Below are 12,063 nucleotides of genomic sequence, written 5' to 3'. Positions count from 1 at the left end.
TCAATGATTAGAATCCGCCAACACTGCCGGCTCTACCTCTGATTTTTCCGCTCTTCATAAACCCGTCATAATGACGCATAAGCAAATGAGATTCGATTTGTTGTAAGGTATCTAAAGCGACACCTACGATAATCAACAAGCTCGTGCCTCCGAAAAACGATGCGAATAAGGGGTTGACGTTGAAGAAATTGGACACAAATGTCGGAATAATAGCAACCAATCCCAAAAAGAGCGACCCGGGTAATGTAATTCGAGTAAGCACCGTTTCAATATATTCTGATGTATTATTCCCCGGTCTGATACCCGGAATAAAGCCACCTTGTTTTTTCATGTTATCGGCAATATCTTTCGGATTGAAAATAATCGCCGTGTAGAAATATGTAAAGAATACAATCATTGTGAAGAATACTGCTGCATAGAAATATGATTGGAAGTCGAACAATCTTGAAACTGTCAAGAAGAATGAACTTTCCGGGAAAAAGCTTGCAATAGTATTCGGAATGAACATCAATGATTGAGCAAAGATGATAGGCATTACACCGGCAGTATTAATTCTCAGAGGAATATACTGAGTAGTACCTCCGAATACTTTTTTCCCGATTTGCCTTTTAGCATATTGCACCGGTATTCGCCGAGCCCCTTGGGTCATCAATACGATAGATGCAATAATACCAAGCAATAGAGCAATGACAACCAATTCAACTGGCCACAAACGCGACCCTGCCCAAATCAAACTCCATTCATTCATCAAAGCTGCAGGCAATTGTGCGATAATACCAATCATGATTATTAAAGATATACCATTACCAATACCACGTTCGGTAATTTGCTCGCCGAGCCACATCATGAATATTGTACCACCGGATAAAAGCACCATAGTAGAGATAAAGAACAAAGTTCCGGCATCAGGCACGACGGGCAATCCCGCCCCGGCTTGTTGGTAGGAGAGTTTTACTGCTATCCCCCAGCCTTGCAACAATGCAATAAATACAGTCAAAATACGAGTGTATTGTGTAATTTTTCTTCTACCGTCTTCACCTTCTTTCTGAATTTTTTGGATTTCGGGAATAACTACACCAGCCAATTGGAATATAATCGATGAAGTGATGTAGGGCATAATCCCTAAAGCAAATATTGCGGCATTAGAAAATGCACCGCCAACAAAGAGGTCAAACAATCCGAATAAAGTATTAGCATCCGAATTTGCGATAGACATCTTTAGGGCTACAACATCAACGCCCGGAAGCGTGATGTGAGCACCTATTCTCACCACAACTAAAATCCCAAGAGTAAAGAGAATTCTATCTCTTAACTCTTCGATTTTAAAGATGTTCTGAATTGATTGTATGAATTTACTCATTTACCGTTACCTTTCCCCCGACTGACTCGATTTTTTCTTTAGCCGTACGCGAAAATCCGTGTGCGGTAACTTCCAAAGCTGCAGTCAATTCGCCGTTACCCAAAATTTTGAGTGGAACCCGCTTTTTGGATATGACGCCGAGATTAATCAAAGTATCGAAATCAACTTTGTTAGATTCGAATTTGTTTTCATCAACCAAACGTTGAAGTGTATCAAGGTTGACGATTTGGTACTCGACTCTGAATCTGTTGAAGAACCCGAATTTCGGTAGTCTTCTGTTGAGTGGCATTTGACCGCCTTCGAATCCGATACGTATAGTAGCACCGGAGCGAGATTTCTGCCCTTTGTGCCCTTTAGTTGCAGTACCGCCGTGACCCGATCCGACACCTCTGCCGATTCTCTTCGATTTGTGTTTAGCGCCATCGGCGTATTTTAGATTTCCTATATGTTTCATTTTAATGCCATTAATTTATTAGTCTGAAACTTCTTCAATTGTTACTAAATGCTTCACAACCTCAATCATACCGCGAGTTTGCGGATTGTCGGGAAGTGTGTTGGAATAATTCGGACGTCCCAAGCCTAAAGCTTCTATAGTTTTTTTCTGCTTAGACATTCTCTTTATTACACTTTTTACTTGGGTTACTTTCAATTTACTCATTATTTTACCTTTCAATTATGGTTATATAAAAATCAACCATGAATTACTTTTTCGACAGAAATATTACGGCGAGCCGCAACTGAATTTGCATCTTCGAGAGATTCTAATGCACGCAATGCCGCTTTGACAGTATTGTGAGGATTAGAAGAACCCATACTTTTTGTTAGTACGTCTTGGACGCCTGCAAGTTCTAAGATAGCACGAATACCACCTGCGGCAATCACACCTGTACCTGCTGATGCGGGCTTGATTAATACTTTCGCAGCACCGTACTTACCGATAACTTCATGCGGAATAGTGTTTTTGGACAATCTAACCTTTACGACGCTTTTTTTAGCCGCTTCTGTAGCTTTAGTAACAGCATCAACAACTTCACTGGCTTTGCCAAGTCCGAAACCTACGTGCCCTTTGCCATCACCTACGACGACCAATGCAGAGAAATTGAAACGTCTGCCACCTTTTACAACCTTAGCGGTTCTACCTACATATACTAATTTATCGCTTAAATCAAGATCTGATAATTTGAAGTTTGCCACTTATCGCTCCTTTCTGATTAAAATTCCAAACCGGCTTTTCTCGCGGCGTCAGCAAGTGCCTTGATTCTACCGTGATAAATATAGCCGTTTCTATCGAATGCTACTTTTGTTATTTGAGATGCTAAAGCTCTTTTGGCTACTTCACTTCCGACTAATTCGCTCAATTGGACTTTAGTCATTTCCGGAGTAATTTTCGCCTTAATATCCTTGTCAATCGAGGATGCCGATACCAGCGTAACGCCATCAACGTCGTTAATCACTTGGGCATAGATATTCGATAAACTTCTATAGACGGTCAATCTCAGTCTGTCAGGAGTACCGAAGATACTTTTACGCACGTGTTTTTTGCGTCTTTCTTTGCGTTGTGCTCTTAATTTTATTATTTTCATATTTTTCTCTTGCTAATTGATTAAGATTTTCAATTACTTAGCCGAAGTTTTACCTGCTTTACGGCGTATAAACTCACCTTCGTAACGAACGCCTTTGCCTTTGTATGGTTCGGGTGGGCGCATTTTTCTAATTTTTGCGGCTATCATCCCGACTAATTGTTTGTCTATGCCCTTAATTTTCAAATTTGTAGGGCTTGCCAACTCGAAAGTAATTTCCGGTGGGGGAATTACTAATATCGTATGCGAAAAACCTAATGTCAACAGCAATCTATCGCCTTTCAACTCGGCTCTGAAGCCGACACCTTCTATAATCAATGTTTTTGTGAATCCGTTAGAAACACCTTCGATTATATTGGCAGTCAAGGCACGTGATAAACCGTGCAAAGCTCGGACATGTTTTTCGTTGCTCCCTCTGTCGAACGTCAAGACGTCGCCTTCAAGACTGAACTTGATAACATCGGGCACTTTAAACTCTAATTCGCCCAATGGACCCTTGGCTCTGATGAGTTGATCATCAATAGTGAGCTTTACCTTTGCAGGTACGGGTATGGGCATTTTTCCAATCCTCGACACAATATACTCCTAATTTAAAAAAATTACCAAACTGTACAAAGAATTTCGCCACCGACATTAAATTTTCGGGCTTGTTTCCCGGTCATAACACCTTTGGATGTAGATACAATAGCTATACCTAAGCCGTTGTAAACACGGGGCAATTTCTCTACCGGGGCGTAAACTCGCCTTCCGGGTTTTGAAATGCGGACAACTTTTTTGATAACGTGCTTTCTCTTATAGTATCTAAGCTGAACACGCACTAATCCTTGCGGACCTTCTTCAATTTTTTCGAAGTCTGCAATGAAACCTTGGTCTTTCAAGATTTCGGCAATGGCAAGTTTCATCTTTGAACATGGCGCATCTACATATTTGTGCCCTGCTTGCCCTGCGTTTCTGACTCTTGTTAAAAAGTCTGATATTTGATCTGTAACCGGCATATTAACTAACCTGAATAAATTTTACCAACTTGCCTTACGCACACCTGGGAGTTTCCCTTCGAGTGCCATTTGTCTAAATACATTTCTGCAAAGCCCATATTTACGATAGACAGCTCTGCCTCGTCCGGTGACTGTACAACGACTTACTACTCTTGTCGGTGCACTGTTTCGCGGAAGTTTTTGTAAGCCTTCCCAATCTCCTGCGGCTTTAAGTTCATCGCGTTTAGCTTGGTATTTTTCTACCAATCTTTGTCTTTTGCGATTTCTTGCTATAACCGAATTTTTTGCCATAGATATTATTACTTAAATATTATTAATTTTGTTTCTTTTTGAATGGGAAACCGAATTCACTTAGCAAAGCGTGCGATTCTTCGTCCGATGCCGAGCGTATTACGAAAGTTACATCAAAACCCGTGATGCGATTTACTTTATCTACATCAATTTCAGGGAATATAATTTGTTCTTTGATACCCAATGTATAATTACCTCGTCCATCGAAACTTTTGTCGGGGAACCCTCTAAAGTCGCGGATACGTGGTGAGGCGATATTGATGAATCTGTCAAGAAATTCATACATTCTTGGTCCACGTAGTGTTACCATACATCCGATAGGCATACCTTGACGAAGTTTGAAGTTCGAAATCGCCTTTTTGGCTTTTCGGACTACAGGACGTTGACCTGCAATCAATTCAAGCTCATTGATAGCATTTTGCAACAACTTCAAATCTTGAGTTGCATCGCCAACTCCGATGTTGAGGCAAATCTTTTCGAGTCTTGGAACTTGCATGATGGATTTGAATTCAAATCTTTTCATCAATACAGGTATTACCGAATCTTTATAAAATTCGAATAATCTCGGTACCGGAGGCTTACCCGCCGGAACATCTTCGAGCCGTTTGCCTTCGGGCGTGAAGTCGCCTTTTTTTGCGGCGGCTTTTCCGGTTTGCGCCGGTTGTGCTTTCTTGTTTACTGCCATTTTAATTCACATTCTCAATTATTTCTTAAATAGCTTTACCGTTTGTTTTGGCGATACGAACAACTTCGGTTCTATTGCCTTTAGTTTCTCTGGCAAACCCTACGCGAGTAGGATTTTTGTCAGAATCGAGCAGCATTACATTAGAGTAATGAACAGGGAATTCCATGCTTGTCCTGCCACCTTGTTGGTTGCGTTGGTTAGGACGTTGATGTTTGATATGAATGTTGATGCCTTCTATAAGGACAGTCTTTTTCTTAGCATTCACATCAAGAACTCTGCCTGATTTGCCTTTGTCGTCGCCCGTAATTACCATTACAGTATCATTTTTCTTAATTTTTATCTTCATTTGGTCACCTTTCTTAGATTACTTCAGGAGCTAAAGACACAATTTTCATATAATTTCTTTCGCGTAGTTCACGTGCTACCGGTCCGAAGATACGAGTACCACGTGGTTCGCCTTTATCGTTAAGAATTACAGCCGCATTATCATCAAATCTGATATACGAACCGTCGCGTCTGCCGACTTCCTTAGCTGTACGAACGATAACTGCTTTGACTACTTGTCCTTTTTTGACAGCCCCATTGGGGATAGCCGATTTTACAGCCGCTACAATCACATCGCCGAGTGAAGCATAGCGTTTGCCATGACCTCCTAAGACGCGGATTACTCTAATTTTTTTTGCTCCAGAGTTATCAGCAACTATCAGATTAGTTTCTTCTTGTACCATTTTTCACTCCTGATTATTTAGCGCGTTCAACAATTTCAATTAGAGTCCATCTTTTCTTGGCGCTCAAGGGACGGCACTCCTTAATTTTCACTATATCGCCCGGTTTGCAAGTGTTCTCGGGGTCGTGAGCCATAAATCTATTTGTCCGTTTATAATACTTTTTATAAAGCGGATGTATGATTTGGCGAACTACACTAACGATGATAGTTTTGTCGGCTTTGTTCGAGCTAACTTTGCCCAGCAGTATTCTCTTATGAGTTTTATACTCGGCGTCACCGCTTGGAGCAGTTTGGGCAATTACTTCGTTGCCGCTTGTAGCTGTCAACATTTCTTCGTTATTATCCATCTTGATTCGCTCTATTACGTTCATTTAAAATAGTGTTTATCCTTGCAACATCTCTACGAAGCACTTTCAGATACGAAGTATCGTGAAGTTGTTTCAGAGCGTGCTGAAAAGTTTGCTTAGAAAGCGTTTCTCGCGACTCATCGAGGAGCATCAAAAGTTCCTCAGGCGTTAATTCTTTCAAATCAGCGGCTTTACGTTGTTTCATATCAAGCCAAATCTATACGTGTTACAAATTTTGTTTTTATAGGCAATTTATGTGAAGCCAATCTCATAGCTTCTTCGGCGGCTTCGCGGGTTACACCGTCCACTTCGAACAATATTCTGCCCGGGCGAACTACTGCTACCCAACCTTCAGGGCTACCTTTACCCTTACCCATACGTGTTTCCGCCGGTTTTTTCGTGTAGGGTTTGTCGGGAAATATTCTTATCCAAACTTTACCGTCGCGTTTAAGGTAACGATTGATAGCAATACGAGCTGATTCAATCTGGCGATTGGTTAGCCAATGTGGCTCCATCGCTTTGAGACCGAATGAACCGAATGTTACTGTCGAACCCCTGAAAGCTTTACCTTTCATTCTGCCGCGAAACGTCTTACGTCTTTTAACTCTCTTTGGTGAAAGCATGATTTTATCCGTCTATTTATCTGACTGTTGTTTTCCGATTATTTCGCCTTTGCAAATCCAAACTTTGATACCAATGATACCATAGATTGTTAGTGCTTCAGCTGTGCCGTAATCAATATCGGCTCTTAAAGTATGAAGGGGTATTCTGCCTTCTTTGTATTGCTCAGTACGAGCCATTTCTGCTCCGCCCAATCTTCCGGCACACATGATTCTGATTCCTTGTGCTCCCATTCTCATTGTCGAAGAAACTGATTGTTTCATCGCACGACGGAATGATATTCTGCCTTCCAATTGTTGGGCTATGTTTTCGGCTACAAGCAAAGCATCTAATTCCGGGCGTTTAATTTCGCTGATTAAGATTTTGACATCTTTGCCTGTCAATTTTTTCAATTCTTCTTCTAATTGAGTAATATCCTTTCCTGAGCGACCTATGATAACACCGGGGCGTGAGGTATTGATAGTTATTCTCAACTGTTTTGCAGTCCTTTCGACTAAGATTCGCGAAATGCCCGCTTTTTTCTTACGATTACGAATATAGCTGCGAACTTTGATGTCTTCCGACAATTTTTCGGCAATATTTCGTTCGTCGAACCAATTGGCATCCCAACCTCGGATTATACCTAATCTTAGACCTATCGGATTTGTCTTCTGTCCCAATTTATAACTCCTTAGTTTGTATCTTTGTTATCAGACAAAGCATCTAAATCATCGACGACTTCGGGTACAGCAACCACGATTGTCAAGTGATTAGAGCGCTTTTTGATTCTGTAAGCACGTCCCATTGGTGCGGGAAGTACTCGTCTCATGCTTGGTCCTTGGTTTACATAAACTTCTTTTACAAAGACCTCATCGTCATTAATCGTCGTTTCGGCTAATTCGGCTTTAACATTTAAGTTAGATATAGCCGACCTGAGTGTTTGCTCAGCAACTTTAGCGGCATGTTTCGGAGTAAACCGAAGTATAATAAGCGCTTCAGCTGCATTTTTGCCGCGAATTTGGTCAATCACGATTTTCATCTTTAACGGCGATGACGGTATATATCTTTTCAAAGCTCTGGCTTGCATTTTTCAGGTCCTTTATTATTTCTTTGCAGAACGTTGTTCTTTTCTGTGGCCCGCATGGCCTCTGTAAATTCGAGTAGGAGAAAATTCGCCGAATTTATGACCTACCATATTTTCTGTAACGTACACCGGGATGAAATTCTTGCCGTTATGCACAGCTACAGTATGTCCCACAAACTCCGGTGTGATAGTCGAGGCTCTCGACCAAGTTTTTATTACTTGTTTTTTGTTTTGAGCATTCAAAGCATCAACCTTTTCTACCAGCTTGTAGCTTATGAAAATACCCTTTTTAAGTGAACGTGACATTACTTATCCTTGACTATTTTGATTTTCTTGAACGAACTATGAACTTATCGGAAGCATTACGCTTACTACGAGTTTTCCCACCTTTGGCATACTTGCCCCAAGGCGAGCGTGGATGTTGACGACCACCGCCTGATTTTGATGCACCTTCGCCGCCGCCCATTGGGTGGTCAACGGGGTTCATCGCCATACCGCGAGTTTGAGGGCGAACACCTTTCCAGCGTAATCTGCCGGCTTTACCCCAAAGTATGTTTTCGAACTCTGCGTTTGATACCGTTCCGAGCGTGGCATAGCATGTATTTAGAATCATTCTAATTTCGCCCGATGGCATTTTAACTTGAGCATATTTTCCATCGTTGGACACAAGTTGCGAAGACGTGCCTGCACTTCTTGCAATTTGGGCACCCTTACCGGGTTTGAGTTCAATATTGTGTATGAACAATCCGACCGGAATTCTGCTGAGTGGTAAAGCGTTACCGTCTTTATACTCTACGTCCGGACCTGCTTCTATAATATGTCCGACTTTTATTTTATCGGGAGCGATAATATATCTTATATCGCCATCGGTATATTCGACTAAAGCTATTCGAGCGTTACGATTCGGATCGTATTCGATCGTTTTAACTTCTGCTTTGATACCGCGTTTGTCCCTTTTGAAGTCAATTATTCTATATCTTCTTTTATGCCCGCCGCCACGGTGCCTCGAAGTAATCTTGCCGGTATTATTTCTACCGCCTGATTTTTTCAAAGGCTCGGTCAACGCTTTATGGGCTTTATCGGTGGTGATTTCATTGAAAGCACTTACCGAGTAAAATCTCGTTCCGGGCGTTATTGGTTTTAGTACTCTGATTGCCATTTCTTAAATCTCTTGATTTTTTTCAAAAATTATTCAGTGTCTGAACCGACACCTGATACGAGTTCAATCTCTTGTCCTACTGCGAGCGTAATATAAGCTTTCTTCTTCAGCGAAGTCTTGCCACGCATCATCCCGCGACGCGTCATTTTCGTTTTGTTTTTACCTTTGATGTTTGTAGTTCTGATTGAAATTATATTTACTTCAAACATTTCCTCGAGTGCTTTCCGAATCTGAATCTTATTAGCACTTGGATGAACCTCAAAGACGTATTGTCTTTGGCTTGCCAAATTCATGGCTTTTTCGGTTATCAAAGGTTTTTTTATTAACTGTATCATTTCTCTTATGGACCTTTAATTATTGAAAGTCTTTTCGATATTACTAAGTGCACCTTTGAAGAGCAATATCTTCTTATGATTTAAAATATCGTAAGTTGATATCTTATCCACAGGCTGAACTGTCAGATTGGGGATATTACGTGCCGACATATAAACATTGTTGTCTGTGTCGGTCATTAGTACCAAAGATTTATCTGTATCAACTTTCAAATTTTTCAGCACTTGTGCCATATTCTTTGTTTTAATTTGCTCGAAAGTGAAGTCCTCGACTACAATCAAGTTATCTTCCGACAATCTTGCTGCAAAAGCTGACTTACGAGCCAATCTTGCGAGTTGCTTGGGCATTTTGTATTTATAGTCATGAGGTTTAGGACCATGAATGGTACCGCCTCCGACCCATATTGGTGACCTAGTCGAACCGGCACGAGCTGTACCGCGTCCTTTTTGTCTCCATGGTTTTTTACCGCCGCCCGAAACTTCGCTTCTAATTTTAGTCTTACGAGTACCCTGTCTGCGATTTGCCAAGTAAGCAACAACTGCTTGGTGCATGGCGTTCTCGTTGGGAGTAATCCCGAAGATATCGTCGCTCAGTTCGATTTGACTGCTTATTTGACCGTCTTTATTATATACATCTACTGTCATTTTCAGCCTTATAACTTAACTATTTGAATTACTGAATTGTTTGGTCCGGGAATACTGCCTTTCAACAAGATAATGTTTCTTTCCGGCAGAATATCAAAGACCTGGATATTTCTTATCGAAATTCTTTTGCCACCCATTCTTCCAGCCATCCGCATACCTTTAAATACGCGAGAAGGATAGGACGATGAGCCGATAGAGCCCGGGTGACGTTGTCTGTCGCTTTGACCGTGCGTTCCCATACCGACACCACCAAAGTGGTGACGTTTCATTACGCCTTGGAATCCGCGTCCCTTACTTGTAGCAACGACATTAACCTTATCTCCAATTTCAAATTGTCCGACAGTTAATTCTTGCCCAACTTCGTAAGTATTTTGAGGGTCACGAAATTCTTTTAACATTTTGACAGGGTCAACGCCTTGTTTCGCGAAATATCCCTTTTTTGGTTTATTTAGTTTGTTCTCACGAACTTCGCCATAACCAATTTGTACAGCTTTGTAGCCATCACGATCTATCGTACGCAGATTAACTACCGTGCAGGGTCCGGCTTCGATTACGGTAACCGGTACTTGAGTACCGTTTTCCGTAAAAACGCTGGTCATCCCTATTTTCTTTCCTAAGATTGCCGATTTCATTTCTGCTCCTTCTACTTTACACTTTTACTTCAACATCTACACCTGCGGGAAGCTCAAGACGCATCAAGGCGTCAATTGTCTTCTGGGTCGAGCTGAAAATATCAATCAATCTTTTATGGACCCTGGTCTCAAATTGCTCACGTGATTTCTTGTCAACATGAGGAGAACGATTTACCGTGTAAACGCTTCTTCTTGTCGGCAATGGGATAGGTCCGGAGACCACTGCTCCCGTTTGCTTAACCGTACGAACTATACGTTCTGATGATTTGTCGATTAAGTTATGGTCGTAAGACTTTAGCTTAATTCTAATTCTTTGTGTTGCCACGTTTATATCCTTGACAATTATTTATTTCAACCAGCTTGATCCGGCTTGATTCAATATTATTCTAAAATTTTTGTTACGACACCGGCGCCTACTGTACGACCACCTTCGCGAATAGCGAATCTCAATCCCTCTTCCATACCTACGGGAGTAATCAATTCGATTTCGATGCTGTCTAAGTTGTCACCGGGCATAACCATTTCTACGCCTGCGGGCATAGTTAGTGAGCCTGTTACGTCTGTTGTTCTGAAGTAGAATTGCGGGCGGTAACCCGAGAAGAATGGAGTGTGACGTCCGCCTTCTTCTTTCTTCAAAACGTAAACCTGTGCATTAAATTTATGGTGTGGTTTGATTGAACCGGGTTTTACGATTACCATTCCACGTTCGAGTTCATTTTTGTCAACACCGCGAAGCAACAAACCTACGTTATCGCCTGCACGACCTTCATCCAACAACTTACGGAACATTTCTACGCCGGTACAAGTTGTTTTCTTTTGCAAACCGAAACCTACGATTTCAACTTCTTCGTTTACTTTTACGATACCGCGTTCGATACGTCCTGTTCCTACTGTACCACGACCTGTAATTGAGAACACGTCTTCGACGGGCATCAAGAATGGTTTTTCGGTTTCACGTAATGGAGTTGGGATATATTCATCAACGGCTTTCATCAATGCCCAAATACAATCAAATCTTGGGTCATCAAGTGGAGCATCTTCAGCGCCGGCATCCAAAGCATGTAATGCGGAGCCGGGGATTATAGGAATTTCGTCACCCGGGAAATTGTAGCTTGTCAATAATTCACGTAATTCCATTTCGACAAGTTCCAACAATTCAGGGTCAGCAATATCCACTTTGTTCATAAACACAACGATACGAGGTACACCTACTTGGCGAGCCAAGAGGATATGTTCGCGTGTTTGTGGCATAGGTCCATCTGTTGCGGCACATACTAATATCGCACCGTCCATTTGAGCAGCACCTGTAATCATATTCTTGATATAATCGGCGTGTCCGGGACAATCAACGTGAGCATAGTGTCTTGCTTCTGTTTGGTACTCTACGTGGGCTGTAGCAATAGTGATCCCGCGTGCTTTTTCTTCCGGTGCGTTATCTATCGAATCAAATGTTCTCTTTTCGCCACCTTGTTGTTTCGACAACGCCATTGTGATGGCTGCTGTTAATGTAGTCTTACCGTGGTCAACGTGACCAATTGTTCCTACGTTGACGTGGGGTTTACTGCGATCAAATTTTTCTTTTGCCATTTCTAAATCGCTCCTAATTTGATAAATTAAATAAAAAAA

Annotated in this window: 22 protein-coding genes and 1 pseudogene; all 23 read right to left on the bottom strand. The window is 41.6% G+C overall.

The window, feature by feature from the left end; translation table 11 throughout:
• Nucleotides 1-7: 7 nt before the first annotated feature.
• Nucleotides 8-1,360 carry a preprotein translocase subunit SecY gene (gene secY, locus M9949_02925; protein ID MCO5250357.1) on the bottom strand — a complete coding sequence of 451 codons (1,353 nt, stop codon included), beginning with the start codon at nucleotides 1,358-1,360 and terminating at the stop codon, nucleotides 8-10.
• A complete protein-coding gene (gene rplO, locus M9949_02920) occupies nucleotides 1,353-1,814 on the bottom strand; it encodes a 50S ribosomal protein L15 (GenBank protein ID MCO5250356.1) in 462 nt (153 codons plus the stop codon). Before rplO ends, secY begins: the two co-directional genes overlap by 8 nt.
• Before the next feature lie 18 nt (nucleotides 1,815-1,832).
• Nucleotides 1,833-2,018 carry a 50S ribosomal protein L30 gene (gene rpmD, locus M9949_02915; protein MCO5250355.1) on the bottom strand — a complete coding sequence of 62 codons (186 nt, stop codon included), beginning with the start codon at nucleotides 2,016-2,018 and terminating at the stop codon, nucleotides 1,833-1,835.
• A 32-nt stretch (nucleotides 2,019-2,050) separates the two neighbouring features.
• A complete protein-coding gene (rpsE, locus tag M9949_02910; protein ID MCO5250354.1) occupies nucleotides 2,051-2,554 on the bottom strand; it encodes a 30S ribosomal protein S5 in 504 nt (167 codons plus the stop codon).
• 17 nt (nucleotides 2,555-2,571) lie between these two features.
• Nucleotides 2,572-2,943: a 50S ribosomal protein L18 gene (gene rplR / locus M9949_02905; protein ID MCO5250353.1), complete on the bottom strand. Its 372-nt coding sequence runs from the start codon at nucleotides 2,941-2,943 to the stop codon at nucleotides 2,572-2,574.
• Nucleotides 2,944-2,976: 33 nt separating this feature from the next.
• Entirely contained in the window at nucleotides 2,977-3,516 is a 540-nt protein-coding gene (gene rplF, locus M9949_02900; GenBank protein ID MCO5250352.1) for a 50S ribosomal protein L6, read from the bottom strand.
• Nucleotides 3,517-3,539: 23 nt separating this feature from the next.
• Nucleotides 3,540-3,935 carry a 30S ribosomal protein S8 gene (gene rpsH, locus M9949_02895; GenBank protein MCO5250351.1) on the bottom strand — a complete coding sequence of 132 codons (396 nt, stop codon included), beginning with the start codon at nucleotides 3,933-3,935 and terminating at the stop codon, nucleotides 3,540-3,542.
• Nucleotides 3,936-3,956: 21 nt separating this feature from the next.
• Complete coding sequence (gene rpsN / locus M9949_02890; protein MCO5250350.1) at nucleotides 3,957-4,226, bottom strand: 30S ribosomal protein S14; 270 nt, start codon at nucleotides 4,224-4,226, stop codon at nucleotides 3,957-3,959.
• Nucleotides 4,227-4,248: 22 nt separating this feature from the next.
• Nucleotides 4,249-4,749, bottom strand: a complete 501-nt coding sequence (rplE, locus tag M9949_02885; GenBank protein ID MCO5250349.1) for a 50S ribosomal protein L5 — start codon at nucleotides 4,747-4,749, stop codon at nucleotides 4,249-4,251.
• A gap of 187 nt (nucleotides 4,750-4,936) precedes the next feature.
• Nucleotides 4,937-5,251, bottom strand: a complete 315-nt coding sequence (gene rplX, locus M9949_02880; GenBank protein ID MCO5250348.1) for a 50S ribosomal protein L24 — start codon at nucleotides 5,249-5,251, stop codon at nucleotides 4,937-4,939.
• Nucleotides 5,252-5,270: 19 nt separating this feature from the next.
• Nucleotides 5,271-5,639, bottom strand: a complete 369-nt coding sequence (gene rplN / locus M9949_02875) for a 50S ribosomal protein L14 (GenBank protein MCO5250347.1) — start codon at nucleotides 5,637-5,639, stop codon at nucleotides 5,271-5,273.
• A 13-nt stretch (nucleotides 5,640-5,652) separates the two neighbouring features.
• Nucleotides 5,653-5,967 carry a 30S ribosomal protein S17 gene (rpsQ, locus tag M9949_02870; GenBank protein ID MCO5250346.1) on the bottom strand — a complete coding sequence of 105 codons (315 nt, stop codon included), beginning with the start codon at nucleotides 5,965-5,967 and terminating at the stop codon, nucleotides 5,653-5,655.
• Between the two features lie 10 nt (nucleotides 5,968-5,977).
• Nucleotides 5,978-6,190 (bottom strand): 50S ribosomal protein L29, encoded by a 213-nt coding sequence (gene rpmC, locus M9949_02865; GenBank protein MCO5250345.1) that lies wholly within the window; start codon nucleotides 6,188-6,190, stop codon nucleotides 5,978-5,980.
• A gap of 1 nt (nucleotide 6,191) precedes the next feature.
• Entirely contained in the window at nucleotides 6,192-6,608 is a 417-nt protein-coding gene (gene rplP, locus M9949_02860; protein ID MCO5250344.1) for a 50S ribosomal protein L16, read from the bottom strand.
• A gap of 27 nt (nucleotides 6,609-6,635) precedes the next feature.
• Nucleotides 6,636-7,265 (bottom strand): annotated as a pseudogene (gene rpsC / locus M9949_02855) (30S ribosomal protein S3).
• A gap of 11 nt (nucleotides 7,266-7,276) precedes the next feature.
• Complete coding sequence (gene rplV, locus M9949_02850; GenBank protein ID MCO5250343.1) at nucleotides 7,277-7,672, bottom strand: 50S ribosomal protein L22; 396 nt, start codon at nucleotides 7,670-7,672, stop codon at nucleotides 7,277-7,279.
• A 15-nt stretch (nucleotides 7,673-7,687) separates the two neighbouring features.
• Nucleotides 7,688-7,975 (bottom strand): 30S ribosomal protein S19, encoded by a 288-nt coding sequence (rpsS, locus tag M9949_02845; protein MCO5250342.1) that lies wholly within the window; start codon nucleotides 7,973-7,975, stop codon nucleotides 7,688-7,690.
• Nucleotides 7,976-7,988: 13 nt separating this feature from the next.
• Nucleotides 7,989-8,828 carry a 50S ribosomal protein L2 gene (gene rplB, locus M9949_02840; GenBank protein ID MCO5250341.1) on the bottom strand — a complete coding sequence of 280 codons (840 nt, stop codon included), beginning with the start codon at nucleotides 8,826-8,828 and terminating at the stop codon, nucleotides 7,989-7,991.
• A 29-nt stretch (nucleotides 8,829-8,857) separates the two neighbouring features.
• On the bottom strand, nucleotides 8,858-9,163 hold the full coding sequence (gene rplW / locus M9949_02835; GenBank protein MCO5250340.1) for a 50S ribosomal protein L23: 306 nt from the start codon (nucleotides 9,161-9,163) through the stop codon (nucleotides 8,858-8,860).
• 15 nt (nucleotides 9,164-9,178) lie between these two features.
• Nucleotides 9,179-9,805, bottom strand: coding sequence for a 50S ribosomal protein L4 (gene rplD, locus M9949_02830; protein MCO5250339.1), 627 nt, complete (start codon nucleotides 9,803-9,805; stop codon nucleotides 9,179-9,181).
• An 8-nt stretch (nucleotides 9,806-9,813) separates the two neighbouring features.
• Nucleotides 9,814-10,437: a 50S ribosomal protein L3 gene (rplC, locus tag M9949_02825; protein ID MCO5250338.1), complete on the bottom strand. Its 624-nt coding sequence runs from the start codon at nucleotides 10,435-10,437 to the stop codon at nucleotides 9,814-9,816.
• 16 nt (nucleotides 10,438-10,453) lie between these two features.
• A complete protein-coding gene (gene rpsJ / locus M9949_02820) occupies nucleotides 10,454-10,762 on the bottom strand; it encodes a 30S ribosomal protein S10 (protein MCO5250337.1) in 309 nt (102 codons plus the stop codon).
• Nucleotides 10,763-10,818: 56 nt separating this feature from the next.
• On the bottom strand, nucleotides 10,819-12,024 hold the full coding sequence (tuf, locus tag M9949_02815) for an elongation factor Tu (protein ID MCO5250336.1): 1,206 nt from the start codon (nucleotides 12,022-12,024) through the stop codon (nucleotides 10,819-10,821).
• Nucleotides 12,025-12,063 lie beyond the last annotated feature (39 nt).

It is taken from the genome of Candidatus Kapaibacterium sp. (assembly GCA_023957315.1).
Classification (GTDB): Bacteria; Bacteroidota; Ignavibacteria; order Kapaibacteriales; family UBA2268; genus PGYU01.
This window is presented reverse-complemented; position numbering and strand designations above follow the sequence as displayed.

Coding starts and splice junctions, on each gene's coding strand:
- secY (MCO5250357.1), bottom strand. CDS start 1,360: ATGAGTAAATTCATACAATCAATTCAGAACATCTTTAAAATCGAAGAG.
- rplO (MCO5250356.1), bottom strand. CDS start 1,814: ATGAAACATATAGGAAATCTAAAATACGCCGATGGCGCTAAACACAAA.
- rpmD (MCO5250355.1), bottom strand. CDS start 2,018: ATGAGTAAATTGAAAGTAACCCAAGTAAAAAGTGTAATAAAGAGAATG.
- rplR (MCO5250353.1), bottom strand. CDS start 2,943: ATGAAAATAATAAAATTAAGAGCACAACGCAAAGAAAGACGCAAAAAA.
- rpsH (MCO5250351.1), bottom strand. CDS start 3,935: ATGCCGGTTACAGATCAAATATCAGACTTTTTAACAAGAGTCAGAAAC.
- rpsN (MCO5250350.1), bottom strand. CDS start 4,226: ATGGCAAAAAATTCGGTTATAGCAAGAAATCGCAAAAGACAAAGATTG.
- rplE (MCO5250349.1), bottom strand. CDS start 4,749: ATGAAAAGATTTGAATTCAAATCCATCATGCAAGTTCCAAGACTCGAA.
- rplN (MCO5250347.1), bottom strand. CDS start 5,639: ATGGTACAAGAAGAAACTAATCTGATAGTTGCTGATAACTCTGGAGCA.
- rpsQ (MCO5250346.1), bottom strand. CDS start 5,967: ATGTTGACAGCTACAAGCGGCAACGAAGTAATTGCCCAAACTGCTCCA.
- rpmC (MCO5250345.1), bottom strand. CDS start 6,190: ATGAAACAACGTAAAGCCGCTGATTTGAAAGAATTAACGCCTGAGGAA.
- rplP (MCO5250344.1), bottom strand. CDS start 6,608: ATGCTTTCACCAAAGAGAGTTAAAAGACGTAAGACGTTTCGCGGCAGA.
- rplV (MCO5250343.1), bottom strand. CDS start 7,672: ATGCAAGCCAGAGCTTTGAAAAGATATATACCGTCATCGCCGTTAAAG.
- rpsS (MCO5250342.1), bottom strand. CDS start 7,975: ATGTCACGTTCACTTAAAAAGGGTATTTTCATAAGCTACAAGCTGGTA.
- rplB (MCO5250341.1), bottom strand. CDS start 8,828: ATGGCAATCAGAGTACTAAAACCAATAACGCCCGGAACGAGATTTTAC.
- rplW (MCO5250340.1), bottom strand. CDS start 9,163: ATGATACAGTTAATAAAAAAACCTTTGATAACCGAAAAAGCCATGAAT.
- rplD (MCO5250339.1), bottom strand. CDS start 9,805: ATGACAGTAGATGTATATAATAAAGACGGTCAAATAAGCAGTCAAATC.
- rplC (MCO5250338.1), bottom strand. CDS start 10,437: ATGAAATCGGCAATCTTAGGAAAGAAAATAGGGATGACCAGCGTTTTT.
- tuf (MCO5250336.1), bottom strand. CDS start 12,024: ATGGCAAAAGAAAAATTTGATCGCAGTAAACCCCACGTCAACGTAGGA.